The sequence below is a fragment of the Pseudoalteromonas sp. Ps84H-4 genome (assembly GCF_024124645.1).
Classification (GTDB): domain Bacteria; phylum Pseudomonadota; class Gammaproteobacteria; order Enterobacterales; family Alteromonadaceae; genus Pseudoalteromonas; species Pseudoalteromonas lipolytica_C.
The window spans coordinates 15,828-37,615 of sequence record NZ_JAMXSK010000016.1; the positions used below are offsets into that span (position 1 = coordinate 15,828).

Consider the following 21,788-nt stretch of genomic DNA (forward strand, 5'->3'; position numbering starts at 1 on the left):
TGTTAACATACAGTTACAAAACAAATTGCTAATTTGTTACTAAACAGGATATTTTAGTACCTAAAAACAAATGTTATAAAACAAGGAATAAAAAATGAAATCATCAAATGTTATGACCGCTTTGGTTGATATTTTTATCAGCCCGAGTAAAGCCTTTAATGGTTTAAAAGAAGCAAAAGGCTGGTCTTTTGTTGCCTTTATTTTACTTGCCGGCATTCTCGCAGCCAGCATGTTTGCTTTTTACAATAAAGCTGACCCGCAATATTTAATCGATCAACAAGTCGCTGTAGCCAGTGTTGATGCCACTATTGCAGAACAAAAAATGATTCGCCAAAGCATGGAGCAAACCATAGATATGCAAGTTTGGTTTGCAATGTTTGGTGGCATTATTGGTTTAGCTATTATCAATGCTCTGATGGCAGGTTACTACCTATTTGTATCAAAGCAAGACCCAGAAGCTAACTACGGCTATGGCGCGTGGTATGGCTTTGGCATTTGGACCATGATGCCAATGATTATTTCAAGCCTTGGTTTACTCATCTTAGTGTTAACTGCAAGCACTGACCAAATATCACAATCATTATTTAATTATGCTTCAATTAACCAACTTTTAATTGGTTTAGAAATTGGCCACCCACTGTACACCTTATTGGAAAGTCTCAATATCTTTTCTATTTGGGGCATTTTCATCGCAGCTATCGGTTTAAAGTGCTGGACTAATTTCACTTTCAATAAAGCGCTACTGTTTGCAGCTCTACCAAGTATTGTTATTTATGGTATTTGGACTGTAATCGCTCTCGTTTAATTCTGCTTTGAGCGGCAATATGCCGCTCTTAACCACCAAGGAAGTAACATGAAAAAAGCCATTATTATTGGCCTAGCTGTTACGGCATTTGTCGCTTTACTAGTATCAAAGCAAGTCACAGGCAATAAAGATGCACCAGAAATGCATATTGCAGAAGTTGAGCAAGGTAATATTGCCGATTCAATTTTAGCCTCTGGTAACCTAGTCTTTAACACCCAAGTGCAACTGCGCTCAGAAGTGACCGGCCGTGTTGCGAAAGTGTTTGTAGAAGAAGGTGAAAGTGTCACTGAGGGCGATATTTTAATGCGCCTAGATACGACCGCGTTTGAATCTGAAGTTGCCCGCAACAAAGCCGTGCTTCGCGCGACCGAAATCGACATTAAGCATAGCGAAACCCGATTAAAAAATATCGAGCGTCAATTAAGCCGCCAAAAAGAGCTTTATGAAGTTGGCCTTGCTGGCCAAGAAGTGTATGAAAACCTACAAAATGCCCGCGATTTAGCAAAAATAGATATTGAAGCAAAACGTGAAGCTTACAACCAAGCCCAAGCATCATTATTGATTGCTGAAGACCGTTTAAATAAAAGCGTGTTTCGCGCTCCAATGAGTGGCCTACTTGCTTCGGTAAATATTAAAGAAGGTGAAACCGTTATTGCGGGAACAACCAACATTATTGGCTCAGACTTGATGCTAGTAGCCGATCCAAGCGCAATATTAGCCGAACTTCGAGTGGATGAAACCGATATCGCCGGTATCAAACTAGACCAACATGCAGACATCTATGCCGCCGCTTACCCTAATCAACCTTTCACTGGCAAAGTGATAAACATTGGAACATCGGCAAAAAATCAAGCAGGTTCACAAGGCTTATCATTTAAAGTAAAAGTACTGCTTGATGCCACTGACCGCCAACTTTATGCCGGAATGAGCTGCCGCGCAGAGATCGCTACCAGCATTGCCGAAAATGGCTTAAAGCTGCCTATTGAAGCTATTCAAAAAGAGGATGATAGCTACTTTGTTTGGAAGCTTAACGCAGATAACACAGTAACTAAAACAGCGGTAACGGTAGGTATTTCGTCAGATATCGAACAAGCACTAACCAGTGGAGTTGCAAAGGGTGACCGTATTGTTATCGGCCCCGCTAGACCACTTAGCTCACTAAAAGAGGGTGATACGGTAGCCGTTAAAAACAGCCCTGAAAAAGGTGCTAGCTAATGTCTGCGGTGATCAAACTCTGTAATATCAATAAACAATACAAAATGGGCGAACAAGTTTTCAAAGCCCTTGATGATATTAATATTGAAATTGCTCAAAATGAGTATGTTGCCATCATTGGTCCTTCGGGCTCTGGTAAATCAACCCTGATGAACTTGCTTGGCTGTTTAGATACTCCCACCAGTGGTGACTACTATTTAAAAGATAAGCTAGTAAAGCGCATGACCGAAACGGAGCTTGCTCATCAACGTAATGAAAGTGTTGGCTTTATTTTTCAAAGTTTCAATTTATTACCACGAGCATCCGCCCTTGAAAATGTCATGCAGCCCTTAGTGTATCGATTTATTGCTGCCAAAGAGCGAAAGCAACAAGCGCTCGAATCATTACAACGGGTTGGCCTTGGCGATAAGGTAAACCACCTTTCGAGCCAGCTATCTGGTGGCCAACGTCAACGTGTCGCTATTGCTCGCGCATTGGTTACTAAGCCCCACATTCTACTTGGTGATGAGCCTACCGGTAACCTAGATAGTAAAACCACCACTGAGATCATGGCGCTGTTTGATGAGCTTCATAACGAAGGGCACACCATTATTTTGGTTACTCACGAACAAGATATTGCTGATCACTGCCAACGGGTTATTCGTTTGGTTGATGGCAAGGTTGTTAGTGATACCCGTAAAGGCGAAGGAGAAAAACAACATGTTTAAATCTGCTATCGCTGTTATGGAAGGCACTAAAGCGGCGCTGATGGCAATTAAAGCCAATGCAATGCGCAGCGCCCTTACCTGCTTAGGCATAATTATTGGTGTTGCAGCGGTTGTGACCGTAGTGGCAGTAATGCAAGGGTTTACCAAGCAAATTAATGATCAGCTTGCTGATATGTCTCCCGATGTGACAAATATAAAGCCTTACACTAGCGTAGAAAAAGAAATGGTAGGCCAACAAGCAAAGCTAACCTACAGCGACTTTTTAACCCTAAAAGCACGCGTTAAAGAAGCCGAAACCTTTACTGCGCTGATGTTTACTTGGCGCTTTTCTGGTGCAGCTGAGTATGGCAATAAAAGTCATGCTTCACGGGTAATGGGCACCGAGCAAGACTACCAAAAAGCTTACCGCACCTACCCAGAACTCGGCCGATTTATTCGCGCAGAAGATGATGAAAAACGCCGTCGAGTGGCGTTTATTGGCCCTTCAATTATCGAAAAGCTCAACCTGCCTGAAAACCCTGTAGGTGAATATATCAAACTCGGTGGTGAGTGGTTTCGCATTATTGGCGTTGCTGAAAAACAAGGTAGCTTATTAGGTTTTGACCAAGACGATTACATTAATATACCGATAAGTACCATGAGTGCGCTAGAAGGCGGCAGTGTTGATACCAATGTGCAAATGATGTTTCGTTTAAAAGACGATGCTAACGAAGCGCAAGTACTGGCTAAAATTCGCCGCATCTTACGTCAATTACATAAACTAAAAGACGGCGAAGATGACGACTTTGAGTTTGAAACCGCCGAAAAAGCTCGTGCTAATATTGATAAGTTTACCGGAAGTGCAACCGCTATTACCGCGGGGATCGTAGGTATTAGCCTCGTAGTTGGTGGTATCGGTGTGATGAATATCATGCTGGTTTCGGTAACAGAACGCACACGTGTTATCGGCACTTTAAAAGCATTAGGGGCAACACCTGGCTTTATTATGCTGCAATTTTTAGTTGAAGCGGTGGTGCTATCACTTTTTGGTGGTTTAATTGGTTTAGCGATAGGGTATGGTGCTGCGGCACTAATATCAGTGTTAGTGCCGAGCATGCCAGATGCCTACATACCGGGTTGGGCGATTATGCTGTCATTTGGCTTTACTTCATTGATTGGTATTGTGTTTGGCTTAGCGCCCGCTATTAAAGCGGCACGCTTAAACCCAATTGATGCACTACGTTATGAATAACTAGTCTGGCTTATAAGGTACTTGAGCACAGCTTATTTCTACTGTTTTCGGGTACCAAATAGGCCCAACTTGGTTTACTGCAACTTCAGCTAAACCATTGGTGAACGACTTATAAGTGTGAACGGTTTGCCACTCAGAGTCTGGGCACTCTTCAGATAGGTCGACAGGCTTTGAACCTTCGTAAAGCGCCGCGGCAAAGTTATGATGCCATTGCTCTGTCGCAGGTGCTTTATTAGCTTGAGCAGCACTGCCATTATCAAAGTAGATATTTGTGCAACCACTTAAGGTTGCCACTAACACAGCTGTTACTAGTAGGCTTTTCATAGTTGTTGCTCCTGTGCTTGTTGCTCACACCATACTTTTACTGTGTGAGGAGCATAAATTCCGAGAGTGACTAACCCTAGTGCACCATCTACAACTGTTTGTTGTGACTGCATTTGGGCAACTTTTTTATCTTGGCAAATAGCCTTAACATCAACACGCTCTTCACCAACGAGGCCCCACAAAAAGAATGGGCGACTATCTTGGTAATCAGCTTTAGTGGCTAATTTATTGGTTGTTTTTTCTGGCACTATGGTGACTGATGAACACGCTGTCACCGATAAGGCAAGCAGCATACAGGCCATTTGTTTCATGAGTAGTTCCTTTGTCTGAGTTGTTAAGCTCAGTAAGTATAAGAACATGAGTACTTATTTTGGGTAAGAAAGCGTATAGAAATTGTAGAAAATACTACAGTTTCTAACATTTAGTCTTTGAACTAAACTGGGGCTAACTAAGACTAATTCTTAAGAAAAGTAAATAAAGGTCATTATGACGTCATATCTGCGTATATTTTTATTACTTGTGTGCTTGGGTGCACTGTCTTGGTATAGTTTTTCAAGCGGTCCTAGCTCAGATGAGCAGCAAGGTATAACCAAAACCGCTGTGGACCTTGCTAATTGCCAACAGCAGTTAGCACAAAGTCGCATGCAAACTTACGCTGAACATTATATCCTGCCTTATCAGTTCAAATTATTGAGTTGGAATATTTACAAAGCACAAATAGATGGCTTACTCACAGATTTGCAAAAGCTAAATGACAATGCAGATATAGTGTTACTGCAAGAAGCTATCGAAGAGCCTGCGCTTACAAAGCTCAAACCTTACTGGCGCTTTGCTAAAGGCTATAAGAGCGGCGGCGTGCAATCAGGGGTTATGACGCTCAGCCGTTGGCCTGCCGCGGTGCATTGCACCCTCACCCATGTTGAGCCTTGGCTACGTAGCCCAAAAGCCACTAATATCGTTGAATATGCGCTGCCAGATCAACAGTTATTGCTGAGCATTAACCTGCATGGCATCAACTTTACTTTTGGCGTTAGTGACTTTAAACAACAGCTCGACGATGCAGCTAGTATCATGCGCATGCACAAGGGACCTATCGTGTTTGCAGGGGATCTCAATACCTGGAGTGATGAACGCCAAGCTTTATTACAGCAAACATTAACCCAACTAGGTTTACACGAAGCTATTTATTTAGATGATAAACGTACCAAAGCATTTGGATTAGCGCTTGACCAAGTATGGGTTCGCGGTGTCAAAATAGAAACAACCGTTGTGCCTGAGCTTGCAAGCTCTGATCATAACCCAATTATTGCAACCCTGACGATAGAGCATCAAACGCTATGAGATTATGTATAAAAGAATATTGGTTAATCGCGTTAATGTTATTGAGCATTAGCCAATTCAGTTATGCAGCGACCCCAGAACAAGAGATAAATCACCTTATTGATTTTGTTGCTAAAAGTGATGCCATATTTATTCGCAACGGCACAGAGCACTCAAGCGAAGACGCTGCCGAACACCTTGCTATGAAATATCGAAAAGCAACCCGCTATGCAAAAACCGCCGAAAAGTTTATCGAAAATCTGGCGAGCAAAAGCTCATGGAGCGGTAAGCCTTATAAAGTAAGACTCAGCAATGGGTCGTTACTCAATGCAAAAGATTGGTTAAGCAATGAATTAAAAGAGTACCGCCGAAACCAACATATTCATAATTAAAATCATCAACACACAAGAAGCGAAAAGCCATGCAAGAACACAAAAACCAACCACTCAATGACTTTATTGAGTACCCTCATGACGAGATGCTTAAACGCGCCGAAGAGTTTTTAGCCGTGAGTCAGCGTCGCCACAGTATTCGCAGTTTTAGCGACCGCCCAGTGCCAAAAGAAATAATCGAGACCTGTATTAGAGCGGCTGGCACTGCACCGAGCGGTGCCAATCATCAACCTTGGCACTTTGTAGCAATACACAGCAGCGATGTGAAAAAACAAATTCGAGAAGCCGCTGAAAAACTAGAGCGCTCATTTTATGAAGGTCGCGCGGGTGAAGAATGGTTAGATGCCTTAAAACCACTTGGCACCGATGCCAGTAAGCCCTACCTTGAGCATGCGCCTTGGCTAATTGCCGTGTTTAGTCAAAAGAAAGGCGGTATTTCTGCCGATGACAAAAATACCAATTACTATGTTCATGAATCTGTTGGCCTAGCAACCGGCTTTTTAATTCAAGCACTACACAGAGCTGGCCTTGCCACCCTCACGCATACACCAAAGCCAATGAGCTTTTTGACCGAAATTTGTGGCCGCGATAAAGATAATGAGCGCCCTTACATGCTGCTTATTGCAGGCTACCCAAGCACAGATGCAACCATCCCTGAGCATGCCTTAGTGAAAAAGTCGCTGGACGAAATAGCGACCTTTATTTAGTTTTAAAATCAACAGCCAGCACATCACCCGGGTTTAAACCTGAAACGATGTGCTGCTGTCCATTGACCATTTCGCCAAGGCGTACATAGCGACGCACTATCTGATTATTTTCAAGTAAATAGACCATGCTCAATTGGCCATATTGATGCACCCAGCCTGAGTCAATCAACACCCCTTTTTCAGTGGCGAGCGGTAATTGTAATTGTGCATAAAGGCCAGGCATTAACCCAGTTTGGGCATCTGTTTCTAAACGGATTTCCATACTACGCGCAGCACTATCAGCAACAGGCACAATTTCTGTCACTGTGGCAGGCATTGACGTAGATAAAGCAGGTAGTTTAACCGTTAGAGTTTGACCAACATTCAACTTAATTGCTTGTTGTTCTCTGACATTAAATGCTAATTGCAATTGTTGTGGGTTATACAGTGCGAGTAATGGCGTGCCAGGAGTTGCGGTATCGCCAGGCTCTGCAAAACGCTCAACCACAACACCTGAAATCGGCGCTTTAATTTGCGTAAAACTCAGTGCAACTTGCGCTTGTGTTTGCTGCTGTTTAGCAATCGCTAGGTTCGCAGTTAAATTATCGAACCTTGCTTTTGCATCGTCGTATTCGCTAACAGATACCAAGCCTTGCTTGTATAAGTCGTTAATACGCTTTAGTTGTTTCTCAGCTTGAGTTAGCGATGCATTAATAGCATTTATTTGTGCTTCGCTTTGAGCAAGTCCTGCTTTAAAGTCATCTTGCTGCAAGGTAATTAGCACGTCACCTTGTTTTACAGTATCGCCAGCGCGTACATTTAAACGCTCAACTTGTGCCATTACACGAGAAGAGATTTGCGTATTTTGTTTTGCAATCACGGTGCCCGGTACAACTTCATCACGAGCAATATCTGCCAGTGTCACAGTCACTAACTGACCAGTGTAATCATTTGCCGATGGGTTTTTCATGCCTGCAGCTTGCTTATCAGAAAAACTGCCCGCCATGTAAAGTACCGCCACAATAATCACTGATAACGCGATGATTGAACCAATAAGTTTCGATTTACCCTGCATGAGCTTGTTCCTCTTTGGCTGCATCCTTTGCAAACACTAAATAATAAACCAGCGGCACAACAAATAATGAGAACAATGTTGATGCCACAATACCAAAAATAATTGCGATCGCTAGACCGCTAAATACCGGATCTAGGGTGATCACCAAGTTACCTAATAAGGTGGTTCCCGCTGTGAGTAACACAGGGCGCATACGCACGGTGCCTGCGGCGATTAAAGCCTGTTTAATTGCCATACCTTGGCCGCGAGCTTGATTTATAAACTCAACTAAAATAAGTGAGTTACGAACCACAATACCGGCAAGTGCAATCATGCCTATCATGGCTGTTGCGGTGAATAGCACCGGCTCTGGAGCACCAGCAATGCTGCGCTCTCCAAATTGATTTAATAGCCAAAAGCCCGGCATGATCCCTATTACGGTTAATGGAATAGCCGACATGATGATCAGTGACAAACTCGCAGAGTTTGTTTGAATGCGTAAGATGATGAAAATTGCAGTGAGCGCAAACGCAAAGGCAATACCCATATCTCTGAATACATCAATGGTAATTCGCCATTCACCTTCACCACTAAAGGTCACGTCAGTGCCAGCAGGTAATTGCCAAGCTTGGCCACCACCATTGTTGAAAAAGTGCCTACTTTGCCAATCTGTTTGGCTAAATTCGTCAGCGCTGGTGCCTAAGTCGGCATTAACGTCAGCAATAATTTCAGCGGGTGTACGGCCATTTAGCTCAGCCATTACATACACAACATTACGCTGATCTTTACGCATAATTGGCTTGGCAACATCTTGATGCTGAAATTCACCTAACTCAGATAGCGCCACCAGCGGACGTGGTGCACTTTGCAGCCCAAATTCATCACTGGTTTTTGCAAGCTCCCTATCACCACGAACTTGTAATGCCAGCAATTGAGCAAATTGGTTACGATCTTGATAAGGCAGTTGTAACTTTATATCGACAGGGTCTGTTTCGCCGCTAACATATAACACCCCAACATTTTGTCCATGTGAGGCAATGGCTAAGGTCTGGGCAATATCTTGCGTAGACACCGCCGACAATGACGCTTTACTTTTATCGGTAACAAAACGCTGTAACGGCGCATTGGCAGCAATACTGGTATCAACTTCAACCACATGCGGCTCTTGTTTTAACCTTGCAGCAACAGCAAGGGCTGCTTGATAGTGCGTGTCTGTATCAACAAATGGCTCACTGTAAACTTCAGCCACTAAGGTACTTAAAACCGGCGGACCTGGTGGCACTTCCACCACTTTAATTACAATGCCATCGGTTGCCAGTGGCGCTAATGCGGCACGCAAGCGCATGACCACACCATGAGATTGATGATCACGCTCAGTTTTATCGAGCAGTAATACTCTGAGTTCAGCTAAATTAGCAGCTTCACGTCGATAATAACCACGCACCATACCATTAAAGTCCATGCTTGATGGCTGACCAACATAGGCTGCCGCCTCACTTACTTCATTTAATTGCCAAGTGATGGTTTGTACTTGTCGAGTGAAAGCGGCGGTTTGCTCAAGGCTTGTGCCTTCTGGCATATCAATTAAAACTTGCAACTCGTTTTTATTATCAAACGGTAATAGCTTTAGAGGCACTGCACGCATTACGGGTAACATGGCACTGGCGACAAACAAAGCTAATGTGGTCCATAGAACGAGTTTGGCGCGGCCTTTAGACTCAAGTAATGGCGATAACATGCGCTCGTATAAGCTATGGGGATTAGCTTCTAGTTGCATGCTGTCATCGACTGGCGCTTTAAGTAATTTCATGGCCAACCATGGCGTGACAAAAAATGCCACTATGGTCGAAACCATCACACTGACCGGCACATTAAATGCCATCGGTGCCATATACGGCCCCATCATGCCAGTGATAAACGCAAGTGGGATAAACGCCACCATAATGGTCAATGTAGACATAAACAGCGCCACACGAATTTCGCTCATGGCATCAACTATGCGTTGTTTTTTATCGCCTTTTTTTGTTAAAAAGCGACTTATGTTGTCTATCCCAGTAATGGGATCATCAACCAATAAACCTAAAGAAAGTATTAATGCAAACAGCGTGACTCGGTTAATCGTATAGCCAAAGGCAAAATCAAGTGTCAGGGTGATGCCGTAGCAAATAGGTACCGCTAGCCCCACAACAATCGCTGGTCGCCAACCTAAAAATACGCCAACAAAAATAACCACGGTAAATACCGCAAACACTAAGCTCGATGTAAGGTTATTTACTTTTTCATTCGCGGTTTGGCCATAGTCACGCAGTACGGTGTAGCCCAGTTCATCTGGTAGTAGATTAGCCGATAAGCTATCCATCATGCTGTGCACTTCATTGGCTACAGCTACCGCATTGGTACCTGCTTGTTTAGCGACACTAATAGTGACTAAAGGAAGTTGTTGCTGATTATCTGATTTAGCCAACCATTGATAACTTTGTGCTTCGCTTGGCCCATCACTCACCTCGGCGACATCACTTAGGTAAACACTCTTACCATTAACCACATTGACAACAAGCCGTTCAATCGCAGATTGAGAGCGTAAAACATCACCCACTTGTAAGGCAATTTGCTGCTTACCCTCAACAACGCTGCCCACATTCACTAATTGGTTAGATACGCTAAGCGCATAATACACATCGGTTAATGTTGTTTGGTGTGCAGCAAGAGCACTTGCATCAAGGTTAATCGTTAATTGACGAGTTCTACCTGCAATCACTTTCACTTCGCTGGTATTTTCGATGCGCTGTAAACTGTTAGCGATTTCGTTAGCAAAGCGGGTTAGTTGATAATCATCGTAAAGTTTTGGATCTTTACTAAATAAGCCCAGCATCACAATGGGTACATCGTTCACTTCAACCGGACGTATTTGCCATGAGCTGATCACTGACGCCATAGTGTGTTGATAGCTATAGAGTTTAGCGTAAGTGTCGAGAATGGCTTGCTCGCGATCGTGACCGACTTCAAAGCGAAGAGTAACAACAGCAGCATTACTTTGTGTGGTCGAGTAAATATGCTCAACGCCCGTTAACTGCGCCAATAACTTCTCCAAAGGTTCAGTTACCAGCCTTGCTACTTCTGGCGCTTCAACGTTTGGTGCTGCCACATATATATCAAGCATAGGAACCACAATTTGCGGCTCTTCTTCACGAGGGGTTTGCTTTAATGCCATTAAACCAAGCAGCACCGACATAATAAAAATAATGACAGGGAGGCGGCCGCTCAAGCTGTTTTTTACTGCATTATCGATAGCATTCATTGCTTAACTACCTTTTGCAAAATAAACCATGAAGGGTTTCAAGGATTGCCATAACACTTTTATCGACCACGCGATAATAGATAGTTTGGCTTTCGCGTCGAGTCGCGACTATCTGAGCTTTTCTTAGTGCCGCTAAGTGTTGCGATAATGCTGACTGCGCCAACGGCACAGCTTCGTTTAATTCGCTCACGCTCATTTCACCATCTTGCAGCGAACATAAGATCATCAAGCGATTTTTATTCGCCAATATCTTTAGCATTTGCTCTGCTTGTTCCACATTGTCGGCCATAGCCGCAAAATCGATGTTCATAATCACACTACTCTATATTCTTAAAATACCGCTAAAGTATAGATTGATATATTAGAAAAGTCTAATATTAGAATTTACTAATGTAGTATTATCTAATATATTAAATACATCACTCTGTTATCGAGGTCTTTTTATGAAACTAAATGACGCGCTTCGCCTAATTGCTGGTGTAATGATCTGTATTTCATTGTTGCTACAACAGTTTCACAGTCCGCTGTGGATTTGGTTTACGGTATTTATTGCTCTAAACTTAATTCAATCGGCATTCACGAAATGGTGCCCAATGATCACCATTTTACGCAAACTTGGCATGGAGGATTAGTATGCTGACACCAATTCCTGACTTAATGAAAATTGTTGCCCCAAACCAGCGCCGCATTAGTGCTGACCAAGCAAAACAAGAATTAAGCGAAAACCACGGTTTATTAATAGACGTACGTGAGCCTGCTGAACACGCAACTAAAGCAGCAACAGGTGCAATTAATATCCCACGCGGTGTACTTGAAATGAAATTAATGGAAATTGAAAAAGATCCTGCAAGACCCATTTACTTACACTGTGCAAGTAGTGCTCGTGCCACACTCAGTGCTGAAGCTTTGACTCGTGTTGGCTACGAAAATGTCACTGTAATCACCTGTAATGCAGAACAAATTTGTCAGGTGTTTTAACTTCATAGAACAGTAACACTGGTCGGATAAGCTCGTACTTTTCTACTTATAGGTACAGAGCAATGACTTTTACACGCAGACGCTTTTTAAAAGCATCGGCGGCTGGTTTTGGAGCCGCCGTTTTATCTTTCGGTTTAACGGGCTGTAGTCTTAATGACGATGATGACGAAACCACAAAGCAAATCCCTGTCAGCTTTGATCACGGTGTTGCCAGTGGCGACCCTCTCGCTGACAGTCTCATTATTTGGACTCGCATAACACCACTTGAAAACGTCACGAGTGTTAACGTTGTTTGGCAGGCCTCAACAGATGCTAACTTCACAACCATTAGCCATGATGGCGAAACACAGGTAAGCGATGCAACCGACTTCACCTTAAAAGTTGATCTGCAAGGTCTCGATGCTAACACTACCTATTACTACCGCTTCATAAGTAATGGTAAAACCTCACCTACTGGAGCAGGTAAAACGCTTCCAACCGACAACATAGAACAAGTAAAATTTGCCGTTGTCTCTTGCGCTAACTATCCTGCTGGCTACTTTCATGTGTATGGTGAAATCGCAAAACAAACCGATTTAGATGCAGTACTGCACCTAGGTGACTACATCTACGAATATGGTAATACAGGTTATGCCACTGAAAATGCCGCCGAACTTGGCCGTTTATTACCTGATGACAATAGCGACGAAATCATTTCTTTAGCGGATTATCGCAAACGTTACGCCCATTATCGTAAAGACGAAAACCTGCAAGCTGCCCATAGTCATTGTGCATTTATTACTGTTTGGGACGACCATGAAATAACTAATGATACATGGCGCAGTGGCGCTGAAAATCACAACGACGGCGAAGGTGAATTTAGCGAGCGCAAAATGCATGCGCTACAAGCCTACTTTGAATGGATGCCTATCCGTAATGTAGCCGATAAAGAACGTATTTATCGACGCTTCGAGTTTGGTAATTTAGTGTCGTTACACATGCTCGATACCCGTGTTTTAGCTCGCGACGAGCAAGTTAATTATGCAGATTTCAATTTAACCAGCAGCCAAGGACAAACTGACTTTGTTGCAGCAATTAGCTCACCGACTCGTGCCCTATTAGGTAACGAGCAACTTACATGGCTAACTGATGGTTTAACAACAGCAACAACACAATGGCAAGTACTTGGGCAACAAGTGCTGATGACCAAAATGCATTTGCCATTTGAGATTTTGCAGTTACTTATGAATATTCAAGTGACTCAAGCAAGCGGTGCTGACCCATCTGCATTACTTGCTCAAGCAAACACGTTATTTAGTGAGCTTGCGCAAATTAAAGGGCGCGTATTAGCTGGCGATCCAACGGTTACTAGTGAGCAGCGAGCACGCGTAGAAACAACAGCGCCTTATAATCTTGATGCATGGGATGGCTATGCTTATGAACGTGAGGTAATACTTGGGACTGCAATTGCAGCGCAAAAGAACTTGGTGGTTTTAGCGGGTGATACGCATAACAGCTGGGCAGGACAATTAGTCACTGATGCTAGTAACCCTGTTTCTGCAAAAGCTGCAGCTGGTGTTGAGTTTGCCACATCTTCGGTTTCTTCTCCGGGTCTTGAGAACTACTTAGCGTTGAATACGCAACCAAGCGAAGCTGTCGCACAAATTGAGCAAGTTATTGCATTACTGGTTAACGACTTAGCTTACAACAATTTAGTGGAACGCGGTTACTTAACGGTCACCTTTACTCAACAGCAAGCGCTTGCCCAGTGGCATTATGTAAGTAGCGTTAAAACAGCCGATTACACACTGCTTAGCGAGCGTCAAAAAGCGATCAGCGTACAAGCTGGTAACCCTACTTTACAACTGGCTTAACGCTTTTCATCTAATAGCGTAACTAACATTTGCTCAATGTTTTTTACGCTATAAGTAAGTGAACGCAGCAGTTCTAACTGACTATCTTCAGGTTTATGCTCAGCTTTAGCACTGCTGCTTTGCGTCATCTCATCTTTTTGTTTCAAGATTGCTTCGCGAAAGGCCTCTGCATCAACCACTCCGAGTAATGATACCAATGCACCTTGCCCTGATTGACCTGCCGTTTCAAAACTCAGTCGATAAAGACCAAATTGACGCATCAAAGGACCTTGGCTAAGTGCCACATCGGTTATTTTTTCAAGTGGGATCGATTTTTCTTCTTTAAAGAATACACCGCGTTTTACCACTAACTTACGCGTTAGCAACGTGGCTGACATCGCCGCTAAAATACGCCCTGCCACCAGCCAGATTATTAACGCAACTATGGGAATGAAAGGGATACCTACCATACTAATCACACAGGTAAAAATACCCAGTAATAACCAATACTGTTTTACTTTTGGATCAAAGCTGGCACTCAATAAACTGGTTTCTGTCATCATAGGCTCCTTGATAAGTAGTTATGACAATATACAAACTTTTCATTAAATACAAAAAAAGCCGAGCAAAAGCCCGGCTTAAGGGTACTGCAGGGAAAGCTACTCCACTGCTTCAACCGTCACTGTTAGTTTACTCAGATCAGGTCCTTGCACTGTAAAACGATAATCGCCAGCAGCTGCAATACTAAGGGCGATATTGGCGCCAACCGCTTCTAGTAAAGCAGCTTCGCCAAGCACAGCAACAGGGGCATCACCACTGCCACCGTAATCTACGGTACTCCAATCTTCAGAAGCGACTTTGAACTCATAGTCACCTGCTTCTAATGTCATGGTGGTACTGTACATCGCATCACCAGCATAAATCAGTGGGTTATCTGTGCCCCAGCCATTAACGCTACCGCGTAAGTAAACCTGAGTTGCGCCAAACATTTCTGGATTGAATACGCTCATGAGTGGCTCTTCAAGGTTGCTGGCATCAAACACAAACTGATATTGACCATCGCTTGCAATATCCATTGTCATGTTTGCACCTTTTACTGCGAGCAATTTTTCTGTACCCACAGTGACTGCCGCGCTGCTTTCACCTGAGCCATAATCCACCGTACTCCAGTCTTCAGAGGCTACTTTGAATTCATAGCTACCCGCGGTTAGCTGTTTAGTGAAGGTATAAATACCTTTACCTTGATACATCAGCTCGTCACTGGTACCCCAATCATTTAAGCTACCGCGTACATAAATTGCAGTGCCAACAAATGGCTCTTCGTTATAAACCTTAAGTACTGGGTTATCGGTGTCTGTGGCATCGAATGAGAACACATAAACAGCATCCATTGCCGCCGTAAAGATCATATTGGCACCACTGCGTGTTAGCGGCTCATCTTCACCTTCGATCACCTCAGCAACATCAGCAGAAAGCGCTCCAAAATCAACGGTAGACCAATCTTCTGAAGCGACTTTAAACTCATAACTACCCGCTGTTAGAGGAATGGCAATTTTGTACTCGCCATTACCCACATATTCAAAGCTATTTGCCGTACCCCAGTCGTTTAACGAGCCACGAACATAAACTGTTGTGCTACCAAATGGTACGATATCAGGTGCCCCCACAGTCGCATCGGCACTTAGGCCTTCGCCTTGTGCATCAGCTTGTGGTTTCACAAACACAGCAACAGTATATGGCGGAACATTAAAGGTACCTTCGCCCTCACCAGCTATAAAGCTTGCCGCTGACATACTAGAGTCAACACTCGCTTTTAAAACAGGATGAAGCTCAAAACCCGCAGCCGTTGATACCGTATGCGATAAGCTTTGCTCAGTGCCGTTCATCACCACGACAATGGCATCGTATTGGCTATCTAGATCAGTCAAACCAACACCATCATCGATACTCATCACCACTAAACCTTGTTGTTGACGCTTACCAATATTGTGGAAGCCAACGCGGTCTAAGATGTCTTGCTCTGTGGTTAAACTAAATAATGGGCTGGCACTACGAATTGCTAAGAACTCAGTAAATACATTACTTGCGTATTCAATGTCGCTAGCCATCGCTTGCGCATTCGTATTTGCCGAAATAGGTGCAATTTCGCCCCACTTCGCTTGGTTATCTTGCGCAGGCGGTAAACCTACATTCCAGTTGTTGGTTTCTTTACTGAAATCAACAAAGTTAAACCAATCACCAGAATCATAGCTGTTACGATCCATTGATTTAGAACGCAGCAGATCAGCACCCATTTGCATAAATGGAATACCTTGGCTCATCAGCGGCATAGCTAAAGCCATATTGTGAACACGCACACGCTCTTCAATACTTAAGTTAGTGCCATGTTTATATTGCAGCTGATCCCACAATGTTTCGTTATCATGCTTAGAGACATAGTTAATGCTGTCAGCCGGATCGAGTGCATAAGCCGCAGGCTGACCACTCCAACTAAAGCTACTGCCTTTTGCTGAATTACCTTTAAAGTCTTTAAGAATGTAGTTTTGTAAGTTACCTGCCAGTGATAAACGCAACGTATCTTGCTCAGATAAATTGCCATCTGTGGCATTATTGCTAAAGAATGCACCACCGCGAATTGCCTCACGTATACGGTCATTAAAGGTGCCTACTTCAGTGCCAGCCATATCCATTTGTTTAGCTTGCACAAATAAACGGTTATCTGCGACTTCACCAAAGTTCCACCCTTCACCGTAGAAGTAAGTATCTGGGTCAACCGCTTGCACTGCACTAAGCGCGGTCATAATTGACGCTTTTGGCATATGCCCCATCACATCAAAGCGGAAGCTATCGTAACCAAAGTCACGGGCTAAAATTACCATAGAATCAGCAACAAACTTATCCATCATGACATGTTCTGTTGCTGTATTTTCACAACAGGTTGAGCGCTCAATATCGCCTGATGTTTCGTTATATCTGTGGTAATAACCTGGTACCAGTTTATCGAAGACTGATTTATCCCAAACACCTGATGAGGTCGTGTGGTTGTAAACAACATCAAGCACGACACGTAAACCAATTTCTTGTAAAGACTGGATCATCGCACGCGTTTCTTTGACTCGTGCAATACCTTCAGGCGATGAAGCGTAAGAGCCTTCAGGCGCAATAAAATGATGCGGATCATAACCCCAGTTAAAGCTATCAACACCACGCATTGCATTAGCAAGTGCTTGAGCATCATCAGAGCCAGGTAGGTAAGACGCCATTAAATCAACAATTAAAGCGCTCTTATCTTCGGTTTTACATGCATCGGCATCATCGTCAATGCGGCTACATAAATCACCTAAGGTTGCAGTAATATCAACACGCTGACTGGCATCTTCATCAATGGTGCCAATATCTGTCAGTGGTAGTAAATGGAAATGTGTTAAGCCATTATCTGCCAGCTTTTTGAGATGTTGCATTGGTGCGCTATCAAGCTCAGTAAACGCAAGATACTTACCACGGTTTGCTTCACTGACGGTTTCATCACGTACACTAAAATCACGCACATGGCCTTCATAAATTACCGCTTGCTCCGGGTAATCAATTGTTGGCACCATACGCTCATCCCAGCCAGTCGGTTTAGTATCTTCATCATCAAGGTTAATCAATTGGCTATATAAACCATTGGTTGAAACATTGAGTGAATAAGGATCTGTGCTCCATAAGCTTTCAATTTGCTTAGTCGTCGGATGATAAACATCAAACATAAAGCGGTAGTAATGACGATCGTGACTGATATCGACATTGCTAGACCAAATACCCGTTGCGCTATCAAAGGTCATAGCAAGTTGTTCAAGCTCTGTTTTATTAGCATCATAAAGCGCTAATTTCATATTGCTTGCAGTCGGTGCCCATACCGACACATCAATGCCATTATTGGCGTAATGCACACCTAGTTGTGCTTCATTAGCGTCACTTTCGCCACTGGTGTATAAGTCATCAAGGGCTTTAGCGGTTTGCACATAAGTGGCTTCAATAAGCTTGCCATCAGCATCATAGCCTGCCACAACCAGTTGTTGTTTAATAAGCTCTTTTGCAGCGGCTGCATCCCAGTTACCTTGGTATGCATTCCATCCAGCAAGGTGCGGCACTTTAGCGACTTGTTCATCGCTCAAAGATGTCGATGTAAGCTCAAGCACTTGACCATTTAACTCACCGGTATCTTCATCGACAGCTAAATCTGCACTGTTTGATGAGTGTAATTTAATGATGCTTGTCAGCTCATTACTTGGCTGGTAAATCACAGTTGATAAATCAATCCAGTGCGCTGAAGCACCAGAAATACTCACCGGGCGCTCACCTAAGCTAACAATTGGATATTCAAATACTGATGGTTCACCATGAATGGTAAAGTTCATACGTTGGAACTTTTCATCGTCCTGCATCAATGGCATTTTTAAATCAACATCACCAAACGCTTTGCCAGAACCTTCAGTACCAATATGCACGATGAAGTTAGCACACTCGTTGTAACCTTCTTTTAGTTTTACAATCCAGTACGCGCCATAGTTAGGATCAATACCATCGTATTCATGCCCATTGGCCCAATCAGTGGCATCAAACGGCGCTGCGTACGCATCACAGTCATCGTTATTCCATGAGTGTAATCGATAACCTTCGTAGGCATCATCACTGGTGCGGTTATAGAATAAGATGGCTTCGTCATCTGCAGGGAAAACCACAGGATCAGGCAAAGTGGGATCAGCGCCTACTACGCAGCTTTCATTATTCTCATCGGGTACCGTTGGTGCCGGACAACTAATCGGTGGCGGATCAACACACTCAGTCCCCGCTTCATTGGGAACTTGTGGGACACTACAGGTCAATAATACTTGTCCTGAATCTATATCGTTACTTGCGCCACCACCACATGCAGCTAGCAATACCATGCTACATGCAATCAGTAAGCGGCTAAAATTAGCTATTATTTTCATATTTTTATCTCCAACTCACTGATCAATGGTTATAGGTAAAACCTAGATAAAACTGACGACCAAAGAATTGCGTGGTGCCTGTTTTACTGGTTGTTCCAAAGTAGCTTTGTGTTGGTTCATCGGTTAAGTTATTCACTTGTAATAACATGCCGAATGAATCTGTGAACTGATACGATGTTTGGAAATCGACAACCGTTTCCGCATCAAAATTCACCACTTGCTCATTGACAGCAACTTGCTCTGATACGAAATCATCGCGATAACGCACATTCAAACGTGTTTCAAAGTTTTCATAGCTGTAAAAAAGTGTGCCGTTAAAAACATTGTTTGAAAGGCCAGGTAAGTCTTGCGATACAGAATCACCACCTAAATCGGTGATAGACTGCACTTCGCTCTCTGTATATGAGTAACTAGCGTTAATACCTAAACCTTCAAACGGTGAGGGTAAAAAAGAGAAAACTTGCGTATAGGCAAGCTCAATACCACGAATATAACCACCCTTAGCATTGTTAACCGCAGTGGTGTACACACCATTAGTGGTTTCGATTTGCTCACCGCTGACTGGGTCGACTATGTATTCTGGTACGTTAAAACCATTACCTTTAAAGTCAAAGTTCTCTATGGCCACCGTATCTATGAATGAGTCGATATTCTTATAAAACGCAGCAACAACCAGTGCACCATCGGTGTCTTCAAAGTATTGCTCGTACGAGATATCGTATTGATCAGCATAGAAAGGTTTTAAGAATGGGTTATTGGTACTTGAACCGTTAATTTCGCCGTCATTGTTAACCGATGCACTGGCATCGCCCGCTAAACGGTTAATCGGAGCACGCGCCATCACTTTTGCCGCAGCAAAACGAATTTGTGTCGCGTCACTCACTTTAAAGTTCAGGTTTAATGAAGGCAGGTAGTCTGTGTATTTAATGCCTAACACGCTTGGTGCATATAGGTCGTTAACAATGCCATTGTCATCAACAATATACTGCGCACCGAGTTGCGGATCGCCACCGACGTTTTCGAGTACCGTCGCTGACTGATCGGTATCTACTCGGCGAATACCAATGTTACCTGTGACTGGTAGAGTGCCAATTTCGGTATCAATGTTAAGCATCAGGTAGGCTGATACCACTTCTTCATACACTGAACCACTTTGTAACATGGTCCATGAATAGTTAGTGGTATAACCTTGTGCATCTGGCTCACCATCACCATCTAAATCAACAACACCATCGGCATTACCCCAGGTTTGTACTGGCTGCGGAATACCACTTGGGAACCACGCGTTGAGCGCTTTATCTAAATCTATCGCTAGGTATGATGGGAAATAGCTAAACTCACCTTGCCAATCTACCACTGTAGCCATGTCATCAGTAAGGCGAAGCGGTGGTTGAGTCGAAGAGAATGCGCCGTCGTTACCGTACTCAAATACAGAGCGATTATTACTGTATTCACGGTCTGAATAACGCGCACCAAATTCAATTGAGCTGAACCAGTTATTCTCTAACTCATATTTAAAATCGAGTCGGAACGCTTTAACTTCATCTTCATTTTCATACGGATAAATACCGTATTTACTCACCATAACGCGGTCAATATCGCTAAATGCGTCGGCTTGGTTAAAACCTACATCAGGCAAGTTTAAGCCGTTTAATTGATAGTTAAGCGATACATTGGTATCGAACACTGGGTTCTCAACGGTGGCATCTTCTGCAACCAATGCCCACAGTAAACCATTACGGAAATTACTCTTAGCACGAGATAACGACACATCAGCATTGACATTCAAACGCTCAGTAATTTGCCAATCGGCATTAATACCGTAGCTGTCTACTTCATCAAAGTCTTGGTTATCATCATTAACGATTTCAACACGGGTAAAGCTGTTTGATGTGCGGTTAATCGCGCCACCAATCACCGCATTACCGTCAAGTACTGGGTTAGCATAAACCGCAGAAGGACCACCAAACTTAACCCGAAAACCACGGGCAAATGATTCGCTATCAAAACGCGATAAAAACGCATCCCCTTTTAGTTTAAAGTTATCGGCTGGTGCCCATTCAATTGAGGTTAAATAACCATTACGGGTTTCTTCACCACCTAAGTGCTGAAGCTCAAAACCCTCGCTAATATATTCATTAGCAGGGTTATCTACTGGGCCATCAGTATCATTGGCCAGTCCATCAACATCTTTATTGCCGTTGTAAGCAAAACCGATAAACTGCGTCGCCACACTTGGCTGGAATAGTCGCGCGTAACCCAATGCCACACCTAACGTATCGTCAAGAAATTTGCCTTGATAAGAAAAGCTAATACGGTCGCCGTATTCGGTGGCATCAAATACCTCTGAAGCACGGTCGTTATACATACCACGTACATTCGCAGTAAATTTGTGTTGCTGGTCGTTATCCAATGGGCTGGCTGTTTGTAGCTCTACTGTCCCCGCTACGCCCCCTTCAATGAGTGAGGCTTTTGGCGACTTATACACCGCCGCCGAGCTGATTAACTCAGACGGATATTGGTCAAACTCAATACTACGGCTACCACTGGTAGATACTTGCTCACGACCGTTTAATGTCGAAAAAACAAATCCACCTGATAAACCGCGAATGTTGATTTCGGCAGCTTGGCCACCAGTGCGTACCGCTGAGATCCCCGGCAGACGTGTTAATGCATCAGCCATAGACACATCAGGCAATGCGCCTAAATCATCGGCTGATAGCTGCTCAGAGACAGTATCACTAAAACGTTTTTGATTTAATGATTGAATTAAGCTGCGACTAAAGCCGCGCACTTCGATTACTTCTAGCTCAGGATCGATTTCCTTCGCTGATGTGCGTTCTTCTTCCGTCGCCGCCATTGCACTATTTGCTGCCACTAAAGCCAGCATAAGTGCACTTAGCTTGAATTTCCCCATTGGATTCCCACCCTGTTGTCGTTGGAAGTGTTGTATTTGTGGTTATTGTTGTT

At 43.6% G+C, this 21,788-nt stretch carries 18 protein-coding genes; 10 read left to right on the forward strand and 8 right to left on the reverse strand.

Going from position 1 to position 21,788, the window contains the following annotated elements; translation table 11 throughout:
- Positions 1–94: 94 nt before the first annotated feature.
- From NH454_RS14145 to NH454_RS14160, 4 genes are read left to right on the forward strand one after another with little or no spacing between them, the layout of a single operon-like run.
- Positions 95–805, forward strand: coding sequence for a YIP1 family protein (locus tag NH454_RS14145; protein WP_253039396.1), 711 nt, complete (start codon positions 95–97; stop codon positions 803–805).
- A 48-nt stretch (positions 806–853) separates the two neighbouring features.
- Positions 854–2,020 carry an efflux RND transporter periplasmic adaptor subunit gene (locus NH454_RS14150; RefSeq protein ID WP_135922858.1) on the forward strand — a complete coding sequence of 389 codons (1,167 nt, stop codon included), beginning with the start codon at positions 854–856 and terminating at the stop codon, positions 2,018–2,020.
- Positions 2,020–2,727 (forward strand): ABC transporter ATP-binding protein, encoded by a 708-nt coding sequence (locus NH454_RS14155; RefSeq protein WP_138558495.1) that lies wholly within the window; start codon positions 2,020–2,022, stop codon positions 2,725–2,727. Before NH454_RS14150 ends, NH454_RS14155 begins: the two co-directional genes overlap by 1 nt.
- Positions 2,720–3,958, forward strand: coding sequence for an ABC transporter permease (locus NH454_RS14160; RefSeq protein WP_063530017.1), 1,239 nt, complete (start codon positions 2,720–2,722; stop codon positions 3,956–3,958). The genes NH454_RS14155 and NH454_RS14160 overlap by 8 nt, the downstream gene beginning before the upstream one ends.
- On the opposite strand, the gene NH454_RS14165 is transcribed toward NH454_RS14160, so the two are convergent.
- A complete protein-coding gene (locus tag NH454_RS14165) occupies positions 3,959–4,282 on the reverse strand; it encodes a hypothetical protein (protein ID WP_135922860.1) in 324 nt (107 codons plus the stop codon).
- A complete protein-coding gene (locus NH454_RS14170) occupies positions 4,279–4,593 on the reverse strand; it encodes a Bor family protein (RefSeq protein WP_135922861.1) in 315 nt (104 codons plus the stop codon). Before NH454_RS14170 ends, NH454_RS14165 begins: the two co-directional genes overlap by 4 nt.
- Before the next feature lie 175 nt (positions 4,594–4,768).
- Between NH454_RS14170 and NH454_RS14175 the strand changes: the two genes are divergently transcribed.
- From NH454_RS14175 to NH454_RS14185, 3 genes are read left to right on the forward strand one after another with little or no spacing between them, the layout of a single operon-like run.
- Positions 4,769–5,623, forward strand: a complete 855-nt coding sequence (locus NH454_RS14175; protein WP_235382568.1) for an endonuclease/exonuclease/phosphatase family protein — start codon at positions 4,769–4,771, stop codon at positions 5,621–5,623.
- Entirely contained in the window at positions 5,620–5,994 is a 375-nt protein-coding gene (locus NH454_RS14180; protein ID WP_135922863.1) for a DUF5329 domain-containing protein, read from the forward strand. The genes NH454_RS14175 and NH454_RS14180 overlap by 4 nt, the downstream gene beginning before the upstream one ends.
- Before the next feature lie 29 nt (positions 5,995–6,023).
- Complete coding sequence (locus NH454_RS14185; RefSeq protein WP_253039397.1) at positions 6,024–6,701, forward strand: nitroreductase family protein; 678 nt, start codon at positions 6,024–6,026, stop codon at positions 6,699–6,701.
- On the opposite strand, the gene NH454_RS14190 is transcribed toward NH454_RS14185, so the two are convergent.
- Genes NH454_RS14190 through NH454_RS14200 form a run of 3 tightly spaced genes read right to left on the reverse strand, consistent with a single transcriptional unit; the run spans position 6,694 to position 11,342 of the window.
- A complete protein-coding gene (locus tag NH454_RS14190; protein WP_253039398.1) occupies positions 6,694–7,755 on the reverse strand; it encodes an efflux RND transporter periplasmic adaptor subunit in 1,062 nt (353 codons plus the stop codon). The two genes, NH454_RS14185 and NH454_RS14190, sit on opposite strands and share 8 nt — an antisense overlap.
- Positions 7,745–11,032, reverse strand: a complete 3,288-nt coding sequence (locus NH454_RS14195) for an efflux RND transporter permease subunit (protein WP_253039399.1) — start codon at positions 11,030–11,032, stop codon at positions 7,745–7,747. The genes NH454_RS14190 and NH454_RS14195 overlap by 11 nt, the downstream gene beginning before the upstream one ends.
- A gap of 7 nt (positions 11,033–11,039) precedes the next feature.
- The gene (locus tag NH454_RS14200; RefSeq protein ID WP_063702365.1) at positions 11,040–11,342 is read right to left on the reverse strand and encodes a metalloregulator ArsR/SmtB family transcription factor; all 303 of its coding nucleotides are present in this window, start codon (positions 11,340–11,342) and stop codon (positions 11,040–11,042) included.
- 133 nt (positions 11,343–11,475) lie between these two features.
- Between NH454_RS14200 and NH454_RS14205 the strand changes: the two genes are divergently transcribed.
- The 3 genes from NH454_RS14205 (at position 11,476) to NH454_RS14215 (ending at position 13,863) form a co-directional block, all read left to right on the forward strand.
- On the forward strand, positions 11,476–11,664 hold the full coding sequence (locus NH454_RS14205; RefSeq protein ID WP_054562832.1) for a DUF2892 domain-containing protein: 189 nt from the start codon (positions 11,476–11,478) through the stop codon (positions 11,662–11,664).
- 1 nt (position 11,665) lies between these two features.
- Entirely contained in the window at positions 11,666–12,010 is a 345-nt protein-coding gene (locus tag NH454_RS14210) for a rhodanese-like domain-containing protein (RefSeq protein ID WP_063702368.1), read from the forward strand.
- 62 nt (positions 12,011–12,072) lie between these two features.
- Positions 12,073–13,863, forward strand: a complete 1,791-nt coding sequence (locus NH454_RS14215; RefSeq protein ID WP_253039400.1) for an alkaline phosphatase D family protein — start codon at positions 12,073–12,075, stop codon at positions 13,861–13,863.
- Here the strand turns inward: NH454_RS14215 and NH454_RS14220 are convergent.
- The 3 genes from NH454_RS14220 to NH454_RS14230 all read right to left on the reverse strand — a co-directional run bounded on the left by NH454_RS14220 (position 13,860) and on the right by NH454_RS14230 (position 21,735).
- The gene (locus NH454_RS14220) at positions 13,860–14,402 is read right to left on the reverse strand and encodes a PH domain-containing protein (RefSeq protein ID WP_138558501.1); all 543 of its coding nucleotides are present in this window, start codon (positions 14,400–14,402) and stop codon (positions 13,860–13,862) included. The two genes, NH454_RS14215 and NH454_RS14220, sit on opposite strands and share 4 nt — an antisense overlap.
- 99 nt (positions 14,403–14,501) lie before the next feature.
- Positions 14,502–18,818: an alpha-1,6-glucosidase domain-containing protein gene (locus NH454_RS14225; RefSeq protein WP_253039401.1), complete on the reverse strand. Its 4,317-nt coding sequence runs from the start codon at positions 18,816–18,818 to the stop codon at positions 14,502–14,504.
- A gap of 22 nt (positions 18,819–18,840) precedes the next feature.
- Positions 18,841–21,735 carry a TonB-dependent receptor gene (locus NH454_RS14230; protein WP_253039403.1) on the reverse strand — a complete coding sequence of 965 codons (2,895 nt, stop codon included), beginning with the start codon at positions 21,733–21,735 and terminating at the stop codon, positions 18,841–18,843.
- Between the last annotated feature and the right edge of the window lie 53 nt (positions 21,736–21,788).